Source organism: Microterricola viridarii, assembly GCF_001542775.1.
Taxonomy (GTDB): Bacteria; Actinomycetota; Actinomycetes; order Actinomycetales; family Microbacteriaceae; genus Microterricola; species Microterricola viridarii_A.
In genome coordinates this window covers 159,251-177,681 of sequence record NZ_CP014145.1, presented here as the reverse complement: position 1 = coordinate 177,681, position 18,431 = coordinate 159,251, and the positions used below count along the sequence as shown (strand labels likewise).

Genomic DNA, 18,431 nt, shown 5'->3' with positions numbered 1-18,431 from the left:
AGGAGTCCGCACAGTGCGCGCGTCCGCCCAGCAAGCCCCGTCAGTTTCGGATTCCCCCCGGTCCTCGGACTCCCCCCGTTCCCTCCCGGGAACGGTGACCCTCAGCCAGGTCTCGAAGCACTTCGGTGATTTCACCGCCGTCGAACAGCTCGACCTTGAGGTGCAGCCCGGCGAATTCCTCTCGATGCTCGGGCCGTCCGGCTCCGGCAAGACCACTGTGCTGCGCATGATCGCCGGATTCGAGACCGTCACCGGCGGCAGCATCCACCTGAGCGGCAGCGACGTCACCCAGGTTCCGCCGCACGCCCGCCCGGTGAACACGGTGTTCCAGGACTACGCGCTGTTCCCCCACCTGACCATCGCCGAGAACGTGGGCTACGGCCTGCGCGTGGGCGGCACCAACCGCAGCGACCGCGAGGCCCAGGTGCGTTCGTCCCTCGAGCAGGTGCGCCTCTTGGCCGTCGCCGACCGCCTGCCGCACCAGCTCTCCGGCGGGCAGCGCCAGCGGATCGCGCTGGCGCGCGCCCTCATCATGCGCCCGCAGGTGCTGCTGCTGGACGAGCCGCTCGGCGCCCTCGACAAGCAGCTGCGCGAGGAGATGCAGATCGAACTCAAGCAGATCCAGCGCGAAGTCGGCATCACCTTCATTTTCGTCACCCACGACCAGGAAGAGGCGCTCACACTGAGCGACCGCGTCGCCGTGTTCAACAACGGCCGGATCGAGCAGATCGGCAGCGCCCGCGAGGTCTACGAGTTCCCGAAGACCGAGTTCGTTGCCCGCTTCCTCGGCCTCTCCAACCTGATCCGCAGCGACCAGCCCGGCGCGAAGCTGGTCAGCGTGCGGCCGGAACGGGTGCGACTGAGCGCGGCCGACGCCGCGGCCGGCCCGAACGAGACCTCGTTCCTCGGCACCGTCGCCGAGGCCGTCTACACCGGCCCGACCACCCGGTTCCTCGTCGACACCGAGGACGGCCAGCGCCTCACCGCCGAGCGCGCCAACGACGACCACCCCAACGCGGAGCCGGCCTTCGGCCGCGGCGACCGCGTGCGCGTCGGCTGGACCAGTGATCACGCGACCCTCGTCGCCTGACCGGCATCCGGCAACGCCCCACCAGCAGCACCACAGCACCACCCGCATCACCCACCCACTCACCACAGAAGACAGAAGGAGCGTTTCCATGCGATCAAAGATGTTCAGCGGGCGACCCACCATGCTCGCCGGCGCAGCGTTCGTCGCCGCGGCGGCCCTCGCCCTCACCGGCTGCAGCACCGACGCCGCGGCCCCCGGCAGCTCCGGCGGCCTCAGCATCGACGTACCCGACGTGCCGACGCACTCCGCGATGGGCGACATGGAGAAGGAACTCAACATCGTCGCCTGGAGCGGCTTCGTCGAGCCCGCCTGGAGCGACCAGTTCACCGCAGACACCGGATGCACGGTCAACCGCCGTGTTGCGGGAACCAGCGACGAGATGGTGCAGCTGATGCGCACCGGCGACTACGACCTCGTGTCGGCATCCGGCGACGCCAGCCTTCGCCTGATCGCCGGCGGCGACGTCGCCCCGATCAACCTGGACCTCGTGCCGAACTTCGGCGACGACATCGTGCCCGGCATGAAGGGCCAGATCTACGACACCATCAACGGCAAGTCCTACGGTGTGCCGATCGGACGCGGCGCCAACATCCTGCAGTACAACAGCGAGGTCGTCACCGAGACCCCGACCAGCTGGGACGTCGCTTGGGAGGCGGACAGCCCCTACGCCGGCCAGATCATCGGCTATGACGCGCCGATCTACATCGCGGATGCCGCCGTCTACCTGATGGCGCACGAGCCGGACCTCGGCATCACCAACCCGTATGCCCTGGACCAGACCCAGCTCGACGCCGCAATCAAGCTGCTCAAGCAGCAGAACAAGATCGTCTCCGAGTACTGGGCCGACCCTGCCGCACAGATCACCTCCTTCATGGGCGGCACCACCAACCTCGGCACCTCGTGGGAGATCCTGCGCAAGCTGACCGGCGAGGACAAGTTCAAGAGCGTGCTGCCCAGCGAGGGCTCGACCGGCTGGTCTGACGCGTGGATGATCGGCGCCGAGTCCAAGAGCCCCAACTGCGCCTACGCATGGATGGATTACACCAGCTCACCCGAGGTCAACGGAGCCATCGCCATGAACTTCGGCATGGCCCCGGCCAACGCCGCGTTCTGTGAGCTCAACGATGAGGCCGCCGCGCACTGCGACTACTTCAACGCCACCGACGAGGAGTACTTCGAGAAGGTCTGGTTCTGGACGACCCCGATCGAGCAGTGCATCGACGGCCGCACGGATGCCGTCTGCACGAACTTCCAGCAGTGGACGGACGCCTGGCTCACCGTCAAGAGCTAGTCGCCCGGATGGGCGGGCCGAGCCGGCCCGCCCATCCGCCCCCACCCGTCATCGATCGAACGGACCCTCCATGAAACGCCGCGCGCACCTGGGCGCTCTGCTCGCGCTGCCGATGGCCTGGCTCATCGGCATCTACATCTTCTCGCTCGTCATGCTGCTCGTGACGGCGTTCTGGATCACGGATCCGTTCACCTCCAAGGTGAAACCGGGCTTCACGCTGCGCAACTTCGAGCAGATCATCGCGAACCCCGCCTACCTCACCACCTCGCTACGCACCCTGGGCATCGCCCTCGCGGTGACCGCGCTGGCGATCCTCATCTCCATCCCGCTCGGCATCTTCATGGCGAAGGTCGCCGGGCCCACGATGCGGGCGCTGCTGGCCGTCGCGATCACGCTGCCCCTCTGGGCCGGCTACTTGGTCAAGATCCTCGCCATGCGCATCACGTTCACCGAGGAGGGCTTCTTCAACTGGGCGATGGCGCCCTTCGGCATCAGCGGCCCCGGGTTCAGCGCCTTCACCGTCATCCTGACCCTCACCTACCTCTGGCTGCCCTACATGGCGGTGCCCGTCTACACGGCGATCCGGCAGCTGCCGCCGAACCTGTTCGACGCCTCGGCCGACCTCGGTGCCGGTGCCTGGCGCACCATCAGCACGGTCGTGCTGCCGCTGATCAAGCCCGCCATCATCGCCGGCTCGATCTTCACCTTCTCGCTCAGCCTCGGCGACTACATCGTGGCCAAGTTCGTCGGCGGCTCCACGCAGATGATCGGCAGCATCATCGCCTCCAACATCAACCTGAACCCCCCGATCGCCGCCGCGTTCGCGCTCGTGCCGATCGCCTTCGTCGTGATCTACCTCGTCAGCGTGCAGCGCACCGGCGCCCTCGAGCGGATGTGAGGCCGAAATGCTCAGACTCTCCCTCCCGGCCAAGCTCGGCCTCGGCGCCGTCGTCGCCGTCGCCCTCGCGTTCATGTACGTGCCGCTGTTCCTGGTCGTCTTCAACTCGTTCAATGCCGCGCGCATCGCCACCTGGCCGGTCGCGGATTTCTCACTCGACTGGTGGGCGAAGGCGTTCACCAGCGAGCCGATCCGGGCGGCGATCCTCAACTCGGTGATCGTCGGGCTCGGCGCCACCGCCGTCGCGCTGCTGCTCGGCACGCTGGTCGCGTTCGCGCTGCAGCGCCACACGTTCTTCGGCAAGCAGTCGGTAAACCTGCTCGTCGTGCTGCCGATCGCACTGCCCGGCGTCGTCACCGGTGTCGCCCTGAACAATACGTTCAACCAGATCCTGGAGCCGATCGGCATCCAGGTCGGCTACTTCGGCATGATCGTCGCGCACGGCACCTTCTGCATCGTCATGGTGTTCAACAACGTGCTGGCGCGCCTGCGTCGGCTGAGCCCAAACGTCGAGGAGGCCTCTCGCGACCTCGGCGCTACGCCCTGGCAGACGTTCCGGCTGGTGACGTTCCCGCAATTCCGTAGCGCGTTCGTCGCCGGCGGCATCCTCGCCTTCGCGCTCAGCTTCGACGAGGTCGTCGTGACCATCTTCACCGCGCCGCCCGGCGTGGACACGCTGCCGCTCTGGATCATGAACCAGATGGCGCGCCCGAACGAGGCATCGCTCGTGAACGTGGTCGCCACGGTCGTCATCCTGGCGTCGTTCATCCCGGTGTGGGTTTCGCAGCGGCTCTCCCGCGACCCGGCCGACCGCGACTGACGCCCTTCCTCCCGCCTGGCGCAGGGTGGATGCCGCATCACGCGGCATCCACCCTGCGCCACTTTGTGCGCCTCCGCGCCACATCAACTGGCGCAGAGGGGCACAAAGTGGCGCTGGCTGTGGCGGGGTTGCGGGAGCGGGTGGGCCAGGGATGGGGCTAGTGGCCGCGGAGCTCGGCGTCGTAGTGGGCGAGCGCCTCGGCGTCGTCGGCGAGGCGCACCGCGCGCCGAGCGATGTCGAGGGCGTCGACCGGGTCGGACTCCTGCTCGGCCAGCATCAGCTGGCGCTCGGCCTCGGCCAGGCGCGTGCGCGCGGGCGCGCCGACGACGCTGCGCCGCTCGGCGATGCAGTCGCGGGCGGCGGCAATGTGGCTGCGCGCGGCGACCAGCGCGCCGCCGAGCGCGACCCTGGCGTGCTCGAGTCGGTCCTGCTGGCCGCGGGCGGCGGATGTCGCCGCGTCCAGCCGGTCGATCGCACCGCGCAGCGCGTCGAGGTCGGCCAGCGGGTCGACGGCGACTCCCCCGGCCCGCTCGGCGCGGGCGTGCTCGGCCAGCGCCATCCCGGCCTGGTCGACGCAGAGGTTCAGGGCGATTGCGGCGGCCGGGTCGACGTGGCCGTCGCGCACCGCGCGCGCCTCGGCGATGCCCTCGCGCAGCTGGGCGGCGAGCCCCGCGGCAGCCGTCTCGGCGGCGGCGATGCGCGCGGCGGCTCCCTCGCCGGCGCTCAGCGCTCCGCTGGAGCGGGCCACCTCGTCGTGGGCGGAGCGGAGCGCGTCGGCGACGGGTTCGACCCCGCCATCCTGCATACGGAGCGCGGCCGCCTGCAGCAGGCCGGTGGCCGACACCAGCAGTTCGCTGGCGTCGTCGAGGTGCCGGTCCAACGTGAGCAGAGCCGATGGCGCGAACCGGTCGGCGAGGCCCTGCCGGAGTGCGCGGATCTCGTCGGCCCGCTCCTCGGCGGCGGCGAGCTGCGTCTGTACGACGAGCAGCTGTTGCGGCGCGTTGCGCTCGGTGCTGCGCAGTTCACGGAATCGGCTGTCCTCGCTGGCGATCGCGGCATCCGCCGAGGTGCACAGCTCGATGATCTGGGTGTTCCAGCGCCGCCGCTCGTCGACGGTGTCCGGCTCGGCGTCGTCCAGGCGCTGTTGCAGCAGGAACGCCTCGCGCAGACGGCGCCTGGCCGTGTCAATCGCGTTCCGGTAGTCGATCACGGCGACATCGCCGAACTGGGCCTGCGCGAAGCCGAGCTCGTCCTCACTCTCCTGCACCCGATTGTCTGTGCGCACGAGCAGCCCGCCGGCGCGGCGCTGCAGCTCGGCCAGGCTCGAGTCGGTGGCCGCATCACGGCGCGCTGTCGCCCGGCGCAACGCTGCGATGCCGACAACGGCGATGGCCCCGGCAATGGCGAACACCAGCAACGATGGCAGCCACCAGAGCGAGTCAGACATAGCTGCCAGCCTAGGGCGCGCGGGTGGGCGATAGCTGGCTGTCGGCTGTGCACAGGCGGGGCGTCCGGTGTTGGCCGGGCGGTGCGGCATCCCGTAGCCTCACGGCATGATCGTGCAGCTGAAACTGGTACTGGATTGCGAACCGGATGCCGCCTGGCATGCCCTGCAGAGCCCGGCCGCCCTGCGCGAGGTCGTCTCGCCGTGGCTGGACTTCGAGCCCCTCGCCCCTGAGGGCCTGCCGGCCCAGTGGCCGCAGGGCGAGCATCTGATGCGGGCGTTGGCGCTGCGCACGGTGGCTGTCGGCACGGTCGCCATCGACATCAGCCGCCCGGGCGGGCTGCCGAGAGGTGTGCGCATGCTGCGCGACACCGGCGGGCTGCGCGGCGGCCTCGGCCGGGGCCTGCGCGAGTGGGACCACCGGATGGCCGTCTCGGCGGCGCCGGGCGGCGGCACGCTCTACCGCGACCGGCTGCACTTCGGCGGGCCGCTGGCCGCCCCGAGCTGGTACCCGATCTGGCTGTTCTGGCAGTGGCGCGCGCTGCGGCTTCGGCAGCTCGCCCCGACGTGGAGCTTCGAGGCCGAGCCGATCAGATGACCGCACGCATCTGCGCCTTGATCACCTCGTAGTCGTGCCGGCTCAGTTCGATCAGCCCGCGCCGCAGCTGGAACCCCCAGTTCGACGAGGCCGAGGTGAAATCTAGCACGGGAATCAACGGTCGGATGGGTGCCGCCACGGCGAACGGGTCGTAGTCGACGCGTCGCCGCCACGGCCGGTAGGGCTCGCCGAAGGAGTTCGTCATGACGACGCCGTCCGGGTCTTGGAACACCGTGTCGTCGGCGACCCGCCCGATGGCGGTGAACTCGCGCAGCGCCGCGCCGTCTGGGCCGCTCACCTTGGGCGAATAGTAGATCAGGCCGTCGGCCTCGCGCAGCCGGGAAACGGCCTGCTTGGTGCCATGGTTCAGCTGCGCAATGCCGAGCTCGACCCCGCGCAGCACATGCTCGCGGTGCACCACCCCGAGCCAGTAACGAATCGCCATGCCTTGATTGTGGCGCATCGGTGTGACACCGCGCGGCGGCTGGCCTCATTCCCGGCCCGACTTCCCGGGGCGATCAGAGGCCGCCGGGCAAAAAGGTGGGGGTCCAGGCCGCCAACCCGAATGGCCACCCGAACCCCCGACGTGCATCTCGCGACGAACGTGTGCAGCTATATTCGCACATCTCCGCGCAGCATCTACGACGAATCGCGGTGATTATTACCCAAATGTCGAAACTTTCTCGGCTCCGGCGAAGCCTGTGAGGGGCTCCTCCCCGCGCGGGTAGACCATCGCCAGCCGCTGGGTGGGCCGGGTCGCTGCCACGTAGAGCGCCGCGGCACCGCGCGGGGACTCCTCGACGATGGCACGCGGGTCGGCGATCACGACGGCGTCGAACTCCAGCCCCTTCGCCTCACGGGCGGTGAGCACGGCTACCGGCAGGTCCAACCCGGCTGCCCCTCTGCCCACCACAGGGCGAGAGCCGGCCGGCTCGTCGTTCAGGGCCGCGCCCAGGGCGTCGGCGATCCCGTCGAGCGCCGCGGCGGGCACGATGACTGCAAGGTTGCCGCCTGCGGCATCCGCCCGCACCGAGCGGACGGCCTGCAGCACGGCCGGCGCCAGCTCGCCGTCGGCCACGACCGTGTCGATGGGCCAGTCGCCCTCGCGCACCGCGCGGGCCGGCGTGATCGGCAGACCGGCGTCGGCGGCGAAGGACTCGGCGGCCCGGGCGATCTGGGCCGGGGTGCGGTAGTTGACGCTCAACTGTTCGAGCCGCCAGCGGTCGCCGAAGCCGGCGTGCAGGGCCTCGGCCCAACTGCGCGCGCCGGCCGGCGAGCTCACCTGGGCGATGTCGCCGACGATCGTGAAGCTGCGCATCGGCGACTTGCGCACCAGCATCCGCCACTGCATCGCCGAGAGCTCCTGCGCCTCGTCGACGACGACATGGCCGTAGGTCCAGGTGCGGTCGGATGCCGCCCGCTCGGCGACACTCATCCGCTCGCCGCGTTCGGCGAAGCCGTCGGCCAGCTGCTCGGCGCTGACCATGCCCTCGACACCCATGTTGGCGATGGCGGCGCGGGCGTTCTCGATGTCGGCCTCGCGCTGGCGCTCCCGCTCCTTGTCGGCGGCGCTGCGCCGGGCCGGCATGTCGCCGAGCAGCTCGGCCGCCTCGTCCAGCAGCGCGACGTCGCTGACCGTCATCGGCACCGAGCGCTCGCGCAGCAGCAGCGCGCGCCGCTCCGGGGACCAGCGCGGGGTCAGCTCGGCCAGCCACTCCGGCCGGGCGTAGAGGTCGCCGAGCAGCTTCTCGGGGGTGAGCGGAAGCCAGGCCGTGTTGAGCAGAACGCGCACGGCGTAGCTCTCGCGCAGGTCTTCGCGCAGGGCGGCGATGTCTGAATCGTCGATGGCCGCCCCGGCCTGGGCCAGCTGGGTGGCGAGCTGGGTCGCCAACTCGGCGATGGCAGCCTTGACGAACGTGACGCGGGCCACGTTGTGCGGTTTGCCGGTGCGCTGCGCGCGGTGGATGGCGTTCTCGATGAGCGACGGCGCGACGGTGATGGTGTCGCCGTTCACCTCGATCTGCTCCGGCCCCGCCGGCACACGCTGCCGCGAGCGCACGGCCCGGGCAAGCAAGCCGGACATCTCCAGCCGGCCCTTGAGCGCGGCCGTGGCCGGTGCGTCGTCGGTGTCGGCCTCGACGCCGGGGAACAGCGCGCCGAGCGTGCGCATGACGACGCCGGTCTCGCCGAGCGATGGCAGCACGGCCTCGATGTAGTGCACGAAGGCGGCGCTCGGGCCGACGACGAGCACGCCGGCCGACTTGAGCCGCTCCCGGTTGGCGTAGATGAGGAACGCGGCGCGGTGCAGCGCGACGGCCGTCTTGCCGGTGCCGGGGCCGCCCTGCACGACGAGCGCGCCGCGCATCTCTGAGCGGATGATGCGGTCCTGCTCGCCCTGGATGGTGGCGACGATGTCGTGCATGTGGCCGGTGCGCTCCGCGGTCAGGGCGGCCAGCAGCGCACCCTCCCCCTGCAGGGTGCCGGATGCGGCGGCGAGGGCCTCGCCCGCTGCGGCATCCGTTGCGCGCAGCTCGTCGAGCAGGGCGGCGTCGAGCACCTCGTCGTCGATGCGGATCAGTTCGCGCTCGCGCATGGTGAGGTGGCGGCGGGCGCGCACACCGAGCGGGTGCGCGGCCGTCGCCTGGTAGAAGGCGCCGGCCTGCGGGGCGCGCCAGTCCAGCAGCATGGTGGACTGGTCAGCGTCGCGCAGACCGATGCGGCCGATGTAGTGGATGGCGTCCGGCGCGCCGGACTCCGGCCCACCTTCGGCCACCTGCAGCCGGCCGAAGGCGATGCGGGCATCCACCTCGTTCAGCTGGGCGAGGTTGTCCTCGTGCAGCCGGGCGAAGGAGTCCCGCTCGCTGCGGGCCTGGTGATTGCTGCCGACATTGCCCCGTTGGACGGCGACGAGGCGCCCCTCAACTTCGGCACGCAATTGGTCAAGACGGCGGTAAAACGACGCAACAACGGCGCGCTCCCGCTCGAGTTCCGATGACGGCACACGACCCCACTTTCTCCGGCCCGACAGTCTACGCCTGCCCGGCGCGGGCAGGCTGGGTGACGTGTGGTTCTCGGGCCGATGCCGTGCGCGCCGGGCGTGCCGTCATCCGCCGCCACCGCGTGCGCGCGGCCGGAGATTCGGCCGACGCGGGTCGAGTTAGTCGACGACGAGGGTGGTCTGCACCGAGGTGGGGTTGGCGAAGAGGTCGAGCACCGGGCAGTGCGCGTCGACGGCGGCGTGCAGCTCGCGGTAGCGCGCCTCGGTCTCCGGGCCGCTCACGTTCACGGTGACGCGCACCGCGGTGAAGCCGGGGCGCACCGCGTCGTCCAGACCGAAGAAGCCGTGCACGTCGAGGTCGCCCTCTGCGCTGGCCTCGATCGTGTCGAGCGCGATGCCGAGGTTCAGCGCCCACACCCGGTAGGTCACGACCTGACAGGCGATGATCGCCGAGAGCGCCACCTCGACCGGGTTGGGAGCGGCGTTGTCGCCGCCGAGGCCGGCCGGCTCGTCGACATGGAAGGTGTGCTTGCCGGTGCGGATGGTGGTGCCGACCGATCCGACGCCCGCGCCGCTGGCACTGAACACCAGCTGCGCCTTGGCCGGGTCCTGCTTCACCGTACCCACCCAGTTGGTGGCCACGGCGGTGAGTCGCTGCTGCCGGGCCTCTGCTGTGATCGGGGGCACGCCCGTTGTCTCGGGAACGGTGGTCAGAACAGCTGCGTCGGCGCTCATGGCGACTCCTTCGAATACAACGGGGGCCTGCCCTCTGCAGTGCCGCTGCAGTGACGTTAGAGTGTGGCCGTCGGATGCCGCACTCCCCCGCGTCACCCTGCGGAATGCGGCGTCATCCGCCGTCATCCCGCGCCCCGCCTGGCCCCGTCGAACACCGCCCGATTGGGCCTGCCCACGCCCTGTGTTAGAATTGTGGAACTTGTGAGTGCGTTGCTGCGCTCCTTGCGTCGTAGAACGCATTCTTTCGATGTGCCGAGCAGTGCCTGATTCCAGGAAAACTCGCGCATCATCATTTGACTCTTCATACGGCGAACGGATGTGCCCACCGGCACCTTCGCCATTTATCCCCGATCGTCGGTCGCGTGGATTGCCCTGCACAGTGCACACGCACTCCAAGGCAGCCCAGGAATCCGACCGAGATACCGGTGCGCCTGCGCGCCGCTCGCAGCGGGGTCTGCCCCGAAAGGCACCACTTTGTCTGAAAACACCTTCGCTTCACTCGGCCTCCCGGCCCCGCTCGTCGCCGTACTCGCGGCCGACGGCAAGACCGAGCCGTTCCCGATCCAGGCCGACACGCTTCCCGACACCCTCGCCGGGCGCGACGTGCTGGGCCGCGGAAAGACCGGCTCCGGCAAGACCATCGCATTCGCACTGCCCATGGTCGCCCGCCTCGGCGGCGCCCTCTCCGGCGGCAAGCGCCGCCCGGGTCGCCCGCTCGGCTTGATCCTCGCCCCGACTCGCGAGCTGGCCACCCAGATCACCGCGACCCTCTCGCCGCTGGCCGACGCCTACGGCCTGAAGACCACCACCATCTTCGGCGGCATCTCGCAGGCCCGCCAGGTTGCCGCGCTGCGCGACGGCGTCGACATCGTCGTGGCGTGCCCTGGCCGCCTCGAGGACCTGATGAAGCAGGGCTTCGTCACCCTTGACGCCGTCGAGATCACCGTGCTCGACGAGGCCGACCACATGGCCGACCTCGGCTTCCTTCCGGTCGTCACCCGCATCCTGAACAAGACCCCGAACAACGGCCAGCGCCTGCTGTTCTCCGCCACGCTCGACAACGGCGTGGACAAGCTGGTCAAGCAGTTCCTGCACAACGAGGTTCTGCACTCGGTCGACGAGGCCAACTCCCCCGTCGCTGCGATGACCCACCACGTCTTCGAGGTCTCCGACGTCGACGCCAAGAACGAGCTCATCAAGACCCTCGCCTCCGGCACCGGCCGTCGCATCCTGTTCATGCGCACCAAGCACCACGCCAAGAAGCTGGCCAAGAAGCTGACCGAGCAGGGCATCCCCTCCGTCGACCTGCACGGCAACCTGTCCCAGCCGCAGCGCGACCGCAACCTGGCCGCGTTCTCTGACGGCACTGCCCGCGTTCTCGTGGCGACGGATGTCGCGGCCCGCGGCGTGCACGTCGACAACGTGGAGCTGGTCGTGCACGTCGACCCGCCCATGGAGCACAAGGCGTACCTGCACCGCTCGGGCCGCACCGCCCGCGCCGGCAGCGAGGGCGATGTCGTCACCGTCATCATCCCCGGCCAGAAGCGCGACCTGCAGCAGCTCATGCGCAAGGCCGACATCAAGGTCGACGTGCAGAGCGTGACCCCGAACTCCCCGGCCGTGACCGCGCTGGTCGGCGAGGTCGCCGCCTACGTGAAGCCGCTGCCGGTCGACGCCTCGCGCCAGCAGCAGGGTGGCGGCGGTCGCTCGCAGGGCGCCAACGCCCAGCGCAAGCGCGCTCTGCGCGACGGCGGCGACGTCGCCGGCCGCGCAGGCTCCGGTGAGGGCCGCGCGCGTCGCGACCGCTCCGGTCGCCCGGCCGGCTCCTCGTCGTCCGACTCCTCGCGCGGCGGTTCCACCGGCCGCGGTCGCGACGGCGAATCTCGTTCCTCTCAGGGTGAGCGCTCCGGCGCCGCACGCAACAGCTCTGCGCAAGGCGGCCGTGGCCGTTCCGCACAGGGTGAGCGTTCGGCATCCGGGTCGCAGGGCGGCCGCTCCGGCGGCCTGCAGGTTGGCAGCCTCGTGCGCGGATCGGCGCAGGGCCGTGGCCCGCGCCGCGCGCAGGGCTAACCAGCCGGTCTAGCCACCAGCGCTAGTCAGCAGGGCCGACCAGCCCGTCCATCATCCCGGTGCGCATCCGGTCGCACGCGTCTTTCTGCGCGTGCACCGGCTGCCGCCACCTGCCCCGCTCCACCTCACGCTCGTGCCGATGTCGGCCGCCGAGCGAGGCGGATCAGGGGGCAACGCGCGAGCATCTTCGCGCGTACCGCTACTGCTCAGCTCATGTGAGTCCCCGGTGCCAAGGGTATGTCTCGTGCCCCGGTGACTCGCACATCTCGCATTCCACGAGCGCGCCCACATTGACTTCACAGTGTGCGGCTCGGCGCTCACACACAGCAGTACTGTCAGGCCCGGTTGCGGCGCACACACTTGGTGAATTCTCCTGGGTGGGTGTGTTTAGCCCCGGGCCTTTGGCATGCCCGGGCACGGATGCCGCCGCGTGCATCGACGCCGTTCGACTCAGTGGTATGTCACACATCAAAGCGCTACGCTCGGAGCATGACCGAGCACGCGGCCCTGTGCCTTCGCACCGAGGATTACCACACGGCCGGAGAGCCGTTTCGCATCGTCACCGACGGGCTGCCAGCCATTCCGGGCGATACCGTCGGCGCGCGGCGCATGAACGCCATCGCGAACGTGAACGGCGTCGACCGCGTCCGAGAGCTGCTCTGCAACGAGCCGCGCGGGCACGCCGACATGTACGGCGGGTTCATCACGCCCGCCGATGACGACGGCGCCGACTTCGGTGTGCTGTTCTGGCACAAGGACGGCTTCTCGACCGCCTGCGGGCACGGCACGATCGCGCTTGGAGTGTGGGCGGTGGAGACCGGCCGCGTGCCCTCCGACCCAGACGGTGACACCGAGGTGCGCATCGACGTGCCCTCCGGCCGGGTCGTGGCCCGGGTCACCCAGCGAGCCGGCGTGATCGAGTCGGTCACCTTCCGTAACGTCGCCTCGCACGTCATCGCCCGCTCCGTGCCCGTGCAGACCAGCCGCGGTGACGTGCTCGTCGACCTGAGCTTCAGCGGCGCGATCTACGCGTCGCTCGATGCCTCCACCGTCGGGCTCAGCGTCACACCCTCGTTCTACACCGAGTTGATCGCCATCGGCCGCGAGGTCAAGTGGCTGCTCAACGACTCCCCGCTCGCCCAGCACGCCGCCGACCCGCGCCTCTCCGGCGTCTATGGAACGATCCTTTTCGACGACCTCGGCGCCGCGGCATCCGGCCCCCACCAGCGCAACGTCACCGTCTTCGCCGACGGCGAGGTCGACCGCTCCCCCTGCGGTTCCGGCACCGGCGCCCGGGTCGCGCTGCTCGCCGACGACGGCACGCTCGGCGAGGGCGAGACCCTCACCCACGACTCAATCGTCGGGACCCGCTTCACCGCCGGCTACGAGCGCGTCGCGGATACCGCGGGCGAGCCGCGACGGGTGATCCCGGAGGTGACCGGCACCGCTTTCAAGACCGGTGAGCACCTGTTCACCCTGGATGAGCGCGACGCGCTCGGAACAGGGTTTGTGCTGCGATGAGTACCCTGCCCTTCTACGATGCCGAGAAGGTGTTCGAGACCGTCGACTTCGCGGCCGCCGTTGCCGCCCTCGATGCAGCGCTGCGCGGTGGCCTCGACCCGGCCGCCGCGCTCGACCGCACCTTCGCCGATGTCGACAACGGCCAGCTGCTGCTGATGCCGGCCGAGGGCGCCGGTTTCACCGGAGTGAAGCTCGCGAGCATCGCCCCGGCCAACCCGGCCCGCGGGCTGGAACGCATCCAGGCGATCTACCTGCTGATGGACACCGAGACGCTCACCCCGCTCGCGCTCCTAGACGGCACGGCGCTCACCACGCTGCGCACGCCAGCGCTGTCGGCCGTCGCCGTCGACCACCTGGCCCCGGCCGGCCCGGCCTCGCTGCTGGTCATCGGCTCCGGCCCGCAGGCCTGGGGCCACGTGCACGCGGTCGCCGCCGTGCGCGAGCTTGCCGAGGTGATCATCACCGGTCGCTCCGCCGAGAAGGCGGCGACCCTGGTCGCCACGCTCCGCGCCGAGGGCTACACCGCGCGCGTCGGCAGCCCGGCGGATGCCGCGAGCGCCGGCATCATCGTGTGCGCCACGACCGCGAGCGAGCCGGTGTTCGACGGCTCCCTCGTCTCGGGCGAGACCGTCGTTGTGGCGGTCGGCTCGCATGAGCCGTCCATGCGCGAGATCGACTCGGCGCTGATGGCCCGCAGCTTCGTCGTCATCGAGGACACCGCCTCGGCGCTCCGCGAGGCGGGCGACGTCATCATCCCCATCGAGGAGGGGTCGCTGGATGCCGGCGCGCTCGTGCCCCTCCGCGAGCTGGTCACCGGCGCGGCCCGCCCCGCCGCGGGCCAGCCGCGCGTCTTCAAGAGCACGGGCATGGGCTGGGAGGATCTCGTGGTCGCCGCCGAGGTGCACCGCCGGGCCCGGTAGGCGTTCGTTTCACACCCTCCTGGCATGCTGCTCACAACCGGTGTGAAGAACCGCTGGGCCCGCCGCGCTCGCGAGCCCGAAGGCGGCGAGTGGCCTCGGCAGCCGGCGCTACCGGGCTGGGTCGCCGCTGTCGGCCTCGGCATTGCCTGCCCACCACCCGGTGGTGTGCCCAATGTGCCTGCGCATTAGCTCGCCGGCGGCAGCGCCGTCGCCCGCGGCGAGGTGGCCGAGCAGTTCGGCGTGCTCCGCAGCCGATTCGGCGAGCTTCTCGCTGTCGACGATGGCGGCCAGGCCGAGCATCCGGGTGCGCGCGCGCAGCTCGGCGATGGTGTCGACGAGCAGGGTGTTGCCGAGCAGACGGGTGAGGTCGAGGTGGAACTCCCGGTCGGCCTCGAGGAACGCGCGCAGGTCGCCCGCGGCCGCGGCGGCCACGATCCGTGCCGCTTGCGCCTGGAAAGCGGGCACGTGCTCGAGCGGAAAGCTCGCCGCGAGCCGCTCCATCGCCGGCGGCTCCAGCAACAGGCGCACCTCGGCGAGTTCCCGCAACGCGTCCTCGCTCATCTCGGTGACCCTGAACCCCTTGTTGCGCACCGACTCGACGAAGCCGCGCCCCTCCAGATCGAGCATCGCCTCCCGTACCGGGGTCGCCGAGACGTCGAACTGGGCGGCGAGGGTCGGCACCGTCAGCAGGGTTCCCGGCGCGAGCTCGCCCGAGATGATCGCCGCAGACAGCGCCTTCTCGACGTGTGCGCGCAGGCTGATCTGCTGGCCGAGCGGCCCCATGCTCGTGCTCATCGCTTCCCCCTTCGTCTGTCGTGTTGCGCGGATCACACGAGTGCGCGCATCCACTGTTCCAGGCCGGCTGCGTCGATGGGCAGTGCGTCCGAGAGCACGTCGGAGCCGGAGTCCGTCACCAAAATATCGTCCTCGATACGCACCCCGATACCCCGCAGCTCGGGCGGAACGGTCTCATCCCAGGCGTGGAAGTAGAGCCCGGGCTCGACGGTGAGCACCATGCCCGGCGCCATCGGGGCGCCCTGGTAGGCCTCGTAGCTCGACTGCGCGCAGTCGTGCACGTCCAGGCCCAGGTGGTGGCCGATCCCGCAGACGATGTAGCGGCGGTGGTGCTGGCCCTCTGCGCTCAGCGCCTCGTCGACCGAGACCGGCAGCAGGCCCCAGTCGTGCAGGCCGCGCGCGATGACCTCGAGCGATGCGGTGTGGAAGTCGCTGAACTGCCGCCCGGGGCCGACCGCGGCCAGCCCGGCCCGGTGCGAGGCCTCGACGAGGTCGTGCACGGCGCGCTGGGCGGTGGAGAAGGTTCCGGATGCCGGCAGGGTGCGGGTCACGTCGGCGGTGTAGAACGAGCGGCCCTCCACACCCATGTCCAGCAGCAGTGCCGCGTCCGGCAGCACCGGGCCGTCACAGCGCACCCAGTGCAGGATGGGCGCGTGCGCGCCGCTGCCGACGATGGTCGAGTAGCCGGGGCCGTTGCCGACGGTGCGCGCGTGCCGGTCGAATGTGCCCTGCAGCCAGCGTTCCCCGCCGAACTGGATCGCGTTCGGGATCTCGCGGGCCACGGCGGCGAAGCCGTCGACGCTGTCATCGACGGCGCGGCGCAGTTCGGCGATCTCCCACGCGTCCTTGATCATGCGCAGCTCGGCCAGCGTGCGGCGCAGCTCGGTCGAGGCGGGAACCTCGGCGAGCTCGCGCGGCGCGGCAACCGTGTTGCCGGCGAGCAGGATGTCGGCCGCGCCGCGCAGCGCGGCGGCAAGCTGGCCGAGCGGCTTCGTCTCGATCTGGAGCGCAGCGCTCCACTCCGGCATGCCGGGCGCCGAGCCAACCCAGAGCTCCCCGTGGGCGGGGTCAGCGAAGAAGCCGGCCTCGCCCGGGTAGGCAGGCGCGGGAATGTAGAGGGTGGCATCGTGGCCGCCGGCGACGGGGTGCATCACGACGACGGCATCCTCGGCGTCGCAGCCGGTCAGCCAGAAGAAGTCACTGTCGGGGCGGAAGCCGTAATAGGTGTCGTTGGCCCGCACCGGGGCCCGCCCGGCCAGCACGACGATGGTGCGCCCGGCGCTGACCGCGCTGAGCCGGCGGCGGTGCGCGGCGGCCGCGGCGGCCACCCCGGGCACCGTCGCCGGGGTGCGGTCGGGTGTTGCCCACCCGGTGCCCATGTAGTCGATGAAGCCGGGCGACTCGGCCAGGCGCGGCAGACGGGGGTCCGGCTCGCTCGGGCGCGGCATCGAAGCCGTCGGTTGCTCGTGCTGGTGCGCGGCGGCTGGCTGGTGTGCGTCGGCTGGCGAGTGCATGAAGTGGCCTTTCTGACCGGGCAACGGGCGAGTTTCGAGGCGAGCTCGTAATGGGTGACATATTACCGACATCCGCCAGAGAGCCCTCGCACGGCCGCCGATTTCGCAGTCGAGCCGCTACGGGATTAGTCTCTGGTCATGAGCACCAATGCAGTTGCTGAAGCAGTTATCCGTCCCGTTCGCGATGTTGACGCCGAGGCCCTCGGCCGCGTACACGCGAAGTGCTGGCATCAGACCTACGACCACCTGATCAGCGAGGCGACTCTCGCCAACCTGTCGCCCCGCCGCATGGCGGAGCTCTGGACGCACTGGATGAGCCAGGGCCCAGACCACCACCTCTACGTCGCACTCGTCTCGGGTGAGATCGTCGGCTTCGTCGGCTCCGGCCCCGCCCGCGACGAAGACGCCCCGCGCGAGCGCGAGCTCTACTTTCTCTACCTGCTCGAGGAGTTCCAGGGCACCGGGCTCGGCCAGCAGCTCTTCGAGGCCGCCTGCGACGCCCGCCCCGGCTACCTGTGGGTCGCCGAGGACAACCCCCGCGCACACGGCTTCTACAAGCGCAACGGCTTCGTGCCGGACGGCGCCACCCAGCTGCAGCCTTTCCTCGGCGAGGAGATCAAAGAAGTCCGGCTCGTCCGCTAGCGGCACAGCTGTTGAGAATGCCCGCCAGCTCCACGAGCTCGCGGGCATTTTCGTGTGCGGCGGCGGCCGTATCCTTGCCTAATGCCTACGATTCCCGTCATTCTCGACGTCGACACCGGCGTCGATGACGCCCTCGCCATCCTGTTCGCCATCAAGCACCCCGACATCGAGGTGCTCGCCATCTCCTGTGTGGCCGGCAATGCCTCGCTCGACCAGGTGGTCGAGAACACCCTGAAGATCTTGGATGCCGCGGACGCCCCCGCTGTGCCCGTCGCGGCCGGCGCACAGCGCCCGCTGATCGAGCCGGCCCGCTCCGCCTCGCACGTGCACGGCGCAGACGGCCTCGGTGGCGTGCAGCTGCCCGTCTCCGCGCGCGTCGCCGAGACCGTGAGCGCCGTCGAGCTGATGCGTCGCACCATCATGGGTTCCGAGCGCCCGGTCACGCTCGTGGCCCTCGCCCCGCAGACCAACCTGGCCCTGCTGCTGCGCACCCACCCCGAGGTGGCCGCCAACCTTGAGCGCATCGTGTTCATGGGCGGCTCGGCATCCGTCGGCAACGCCACAGCCGTCGCCGAGTTCAATGTCTGGCACGACCCGGAGGCCGCGTCGATCGTGCTCGACTCCGGCGTGCCGACATTCATGTACGGCCTCGACGTGTTCAACCACGTCGCCGTCGAGCAGCCCGTCGCGGAGGCCCTGGCCGCCGGCACCGACCCGGTCGGCCGCATCGTCGGCGCGCTGCTCGGCAACCGCATCGCGGTGAGCGAGGACGACCCCGGAGAGTACACCGGCCTGATCGGCGACGCCGGCGCGGTCTGCGCGCTCGTCGAGCCGGAGTCGCTGCGGATCGAGAACCGCCCGGTGCGCATCGAGCTCGGCGGTTATGGCCGCGGCCAGACGCTCGTCGACATGCGCGAGTTCGCCGGCGAAGACGTCGTGCACGGCCTCGCCGAGGAGTGGGCGTCGATCGACATCGCCCTCGAGGTGGACGGCCCGCGCTACGCCGACCTGTTCCTGAAGACCCTCGGGCTCAAGTAGCAGCACCCTCCTCCGCGCCCGCTGGTTGAGCCTGTCGGAACCAGATTTCGACAAGCT

Annotated in this window: 16 protein-coding genes; 10 read left to right on the top strand and 6 right to left on the bottom strand. The window is 70.4% G+C overall.

Features of this window, described 5'->3' with window-relative positions; all coding sequences use genetic code 11:
- Positions 1-13: 13 nt before the first annotated feature.
- From AWU67_RS00795 to AWU67_RS00780, 4 genes are all read left to right on the top strand, one after another.
- Positions 14-1,090 (top strand): ABC transporter ATP-binding protein, encoded by a 1,077-nt coding sequence (locus AWU67_RS00795; RefSeq protein ID WP_067225572.1) that lies wholly within the window; start codon positions 14-16, stop codon positions 1,088-1,090.
- Between the two features lie 88 nt (positions 1,091-1,178).
- Entirely contained in the window at positions 1,179-2,381 is a 1,203-nt protein-coding gene (locus AWU67_RS00790) for an extracellular solute-binding protein (protein ID WP_234407308.1), read from the top strand.
- Between the two features lie 70 nt (positions 2,382-2,451).
- Positions 2,452-3,279, top strand: a complete 828-nt coding sequence (locus tag AWU67_RS00785) for an ABC transporter permease (RefSeq protein ID WP_067225568.1) — start codon at positions 2,452-2,454, stop codon at positions 3,277-3,279.
- Between the two features lie 7 nt (positions 3,280-3,286).
- Complete coding sequence (locus tag AWU67_RS00780; protein WP_067225566.1) at positions 3,287-4,099, top strand: ABC transporter permease; 813 nt, start codon at positions 3,287-3,289, stop codon at positions 4,097-4,099.
- A gap of 157 nt (positions 4,100-4,256) precedes the next feature.
- Here AWU67_RS00780 and AWU67_RS00775 read toward each other — a convergent pair whose 3' ends face one another.
- Positions 4,257-5,546 carry a hypothetical protein gene (locus AWU67_RS00775; protein ID WP_067225564.1) on the bottom strand — a complete coding sequence of 430 codons (1,290 nt, stop codon included), beginning with the start codon at positions 5,544-5,546 and terminating at the stop codon, positions 4,257-4,259.
- A 106-nt stretch (positions 5,547-5,652) separates the two neighbouring features.
- On the opposite strand from AWU67_RS00775, the gene AWU67_RS00770 reads away from it, so the two are divergent.
- Positions 5,653-6,141: a hypothetical protein gene (locus tag AWU67_RS00770; protein ID WP_067225563.1), complete on the top strand. Its 489-nt coding sequence runs from the start codon at positions 5,653-5,655 to the stop codon at positions 6,139-6,141.
- On the opposite strand, the gene AWU67_RS00765 is transcribed toward AWU67_RS00770, so the two are convergent.
- The 3 genes from AWU67_RS00765 to AWU67_RS00755 all read right to left on the bottom strand — a co-directional run bounded on the left by AWU67_RS00765 (position 6,134) and on the right by AWU67_RS00755 (position 9,874).
- Positions 6,134-6,586, bottom strand: a complete 453-nt coding sequence (locus AWU67_RS00765; protein WP_234407307.1) for an EVE domain-containing protein — start codon at positions 6,584-6,586, stop codon at positions 6,134-6,136. The genes AWU67_RS00770 and AWU67_RS00765 overlap by 8 nt on opposite strands.
- Positions 6,587-6,802: 216 nt before the next feature.
- The gene (locus tag AWU67_RS00760; protein WP_067225559.1) at positions 6,803-9,142 is read right to left on the bottom strand and encodes a HelD family protein; all 2,340 of its coding nucleotides are present in this window, start codon (positions 9,140-9,142) and stop codon (positions 6,803-6,805) included.
- A 156-nt stretch (positions 9,143-9,298) separates the two neighbouring features.
- Entirely contained in the window at positions 9,299-9,874 is a 576-nt protein-coding gene (locus tag AWU67_RS00755; RefSeq protein WP_082716682.1) for an OsmC family protein, read from the bottom strand.
- Positions 9,875-10,348: 474 nt separating this feature from the next.
- Between AWU67_RS00755 and AWU67_RS00750 the strand changes: the two genes are divergently transcribed.
- From AWU67_RS00750 to AWU67_RS00740, 3 genes are all read left to right on the top strand, one after another.
- Entirely contained in the window at positions 10,349-11,944 is a 1,596-nt protein-coding gene (locus tag AWU67_RS00750; protein WP_067225558.1) for a DEAD/DEAH box helicase, read from the top strand.
- A 489-nt stretch (positions 11,945-12,433) separates the two neighbouring features.
- Entirely contained in the window at positions 12,434-13,465 is a 1,032-nt protein-coding gene (locus AWU67_RS00745) for a proline racemase family protein (RefSeq protein ID WP_067225556.1), read from the top strand.
- Positions 13,462-14,385 (top strand): ornithine cyclodeaminase family protein, encoded by a 924-nt coding sequence (locus AWU67_RS00740; protein ID WP_067225554.1) that lies wholly within the window; start codon positions 13,462-13,464, stop codon positions 14,383-14,385. Before AWU67_RS00745 ends, AWU67_RS00740 begins: the two co-directional genes overlap by 4 nt.
- Positions 14,386-14,493: 108 nt before the next feature.
- On the opposite strand, the gene AWU67_RS00735 is transcribed toward AWU67_RS00740, so the two are convergent.
- Both AWU67_RS00735 and AWU67_RS00730 read right to left on the bottom strand, forming a co-directional pair.
- Positions 14,494-15,180, bottom strand: a complete 687-nt coding sequence (locus AWU67_RS00735; RefSeq protein WP_067225551.1) for a GntR family transcriptional regulator — start codon at positions 15,178-15,180, stop codon at positions 14,494-14,496.
- Positions 15,181-15,212: 32 nt separating this feature from the next.
- On the bottom strand, positions 15,213-16,628 hold the full coding sequence (locus tag AWU67_RS00730; protein ID WP_067231830.1) for an aminopeptidase P family protein: 1,416 nt from the start codon (positions 16,626-16,628) through the stop codon (positions 15,213-15,215).
- Between the two features lie 204 nt (positions 16,629-16,832).
- Here AWU67_RS00730 and AWU67_RS00725 point away from each other — a divergent pair, with 204 nt between their 5' ends.
- The gene (locus AWU67_RS00725; protein ID WP_067225549.1) at positions 16,833-17,336 is read left to right on the top strand and encodes a GNAT family N-acetyltransferase; all 504 of its coding nucleotides are present in this window, start codon (positions 16,833-16,835) and stop codon (positions 17,334-17,336) included.
- Positions 17,337-17,417: 81 nt separating this feature from the next.
- The gene (locus AWU67_RS00720) at positions 17,418-18,374 is read left to right on the top strand and encodes a nucleoside hydrolase (protein ID WP_067225547.1); all 957 of its coding nucleotides are present in this window, start codon (positions 17,418-17,420) and stop codon (positions 18,372-18,374) included.
- Positions 18,375-18,431: the final 57 nt, after the last annotated feature.

Coding starts and splice junctions, on each gene's coding strand:
- AWU67_RS00790 (WP_234407308.1), top strand. CDS start 1,179: ATGCGATCAAAGATGTTCAGCGGGCGACCCACCATGCTCGCCGGCGCA.
- AWU67_RS00785 (WP_067225568.1), top strand. CDS start 2,452: ATGAAACGCCGCGCGCACCTGGGCGCTCTGCTCGCGCTGCCGATGGCC.
- AWU67_RS00780 (WP_067225566.1), top strand. CDS start 3,287: ATGCTCAGACTCTCCCTCCCGGCCAAGCTCGGCCTCGGCGCCGTCGTC.
- AWU67_RS00775 (WP_067225564.1), bottom strand. CDS start 5,546: ATGTCTGACTCGCTCTGGTGGCTGCCATCGTTGCTGGTGTTCGCCATT.
- AWU67_RS00770 (WP_067225563.1), top strand. CDS start 5,653: ATGATCGTGCAGCTGAAACTGGTACTGGATTGCGAACCGGATGCCGCC.
- AWU67_RS00765 (WP_234407307.1), bottom strand. CDS start 6,586: ATGGCGATTCGTTACTGGCTCGGGGTGGTGCACCGCGAGCATGTGCTG.
- AWU67_RS00755 (WP_082716682.1), bottom strand. CDS start 9,874: ATGAGCGCCGACGCAGCTGTTCTGACCACCGTTCCCGAGACAACGGGC.
- AWU67_RS00745 (WP_067225556.1), top strand. CDS start 12,434: ATGACCGAGCACGCGGCCCTGTGCCTTCGCACCGAGGATTACCACACG.
- AWU67_RS00740 (WP_067225554.1), top strand. CDS start 13,462: ATGAGTACCCTGCCCTTCTACGATGCCGAGAAGGTGTTCGAGACCGTC.
- AWU67_RS00735 (WP_067225551.1), bottom strand. CDS start 15,180: ATGAGCACGAGCATGGGGCCGCTCGGCCAGCAGATCAGCCTGCGCGCA.
- AWU67_RS00730 (WP_067231830.1), bottom strand. CDS start 16,628: ATGCCGCGCCCGAGCGAGCCGGACCCCCGTCTGCCGCGCCTGGCCGAG.
- AWU67_RS00725 (WP_067225549.1), top strand. CDS start 16,833: ATGAGCACCAATGCAGTTGCTGAAGCAGTTATCCGTCCCGTTCGCGAT.
- AWU67_RS00720 (WP_067225547.1), top strand. CDS start 17,418: ATGCCTACGATTCCCGTCATTCTCGACGTCGACACCGGCGTCGATGAC.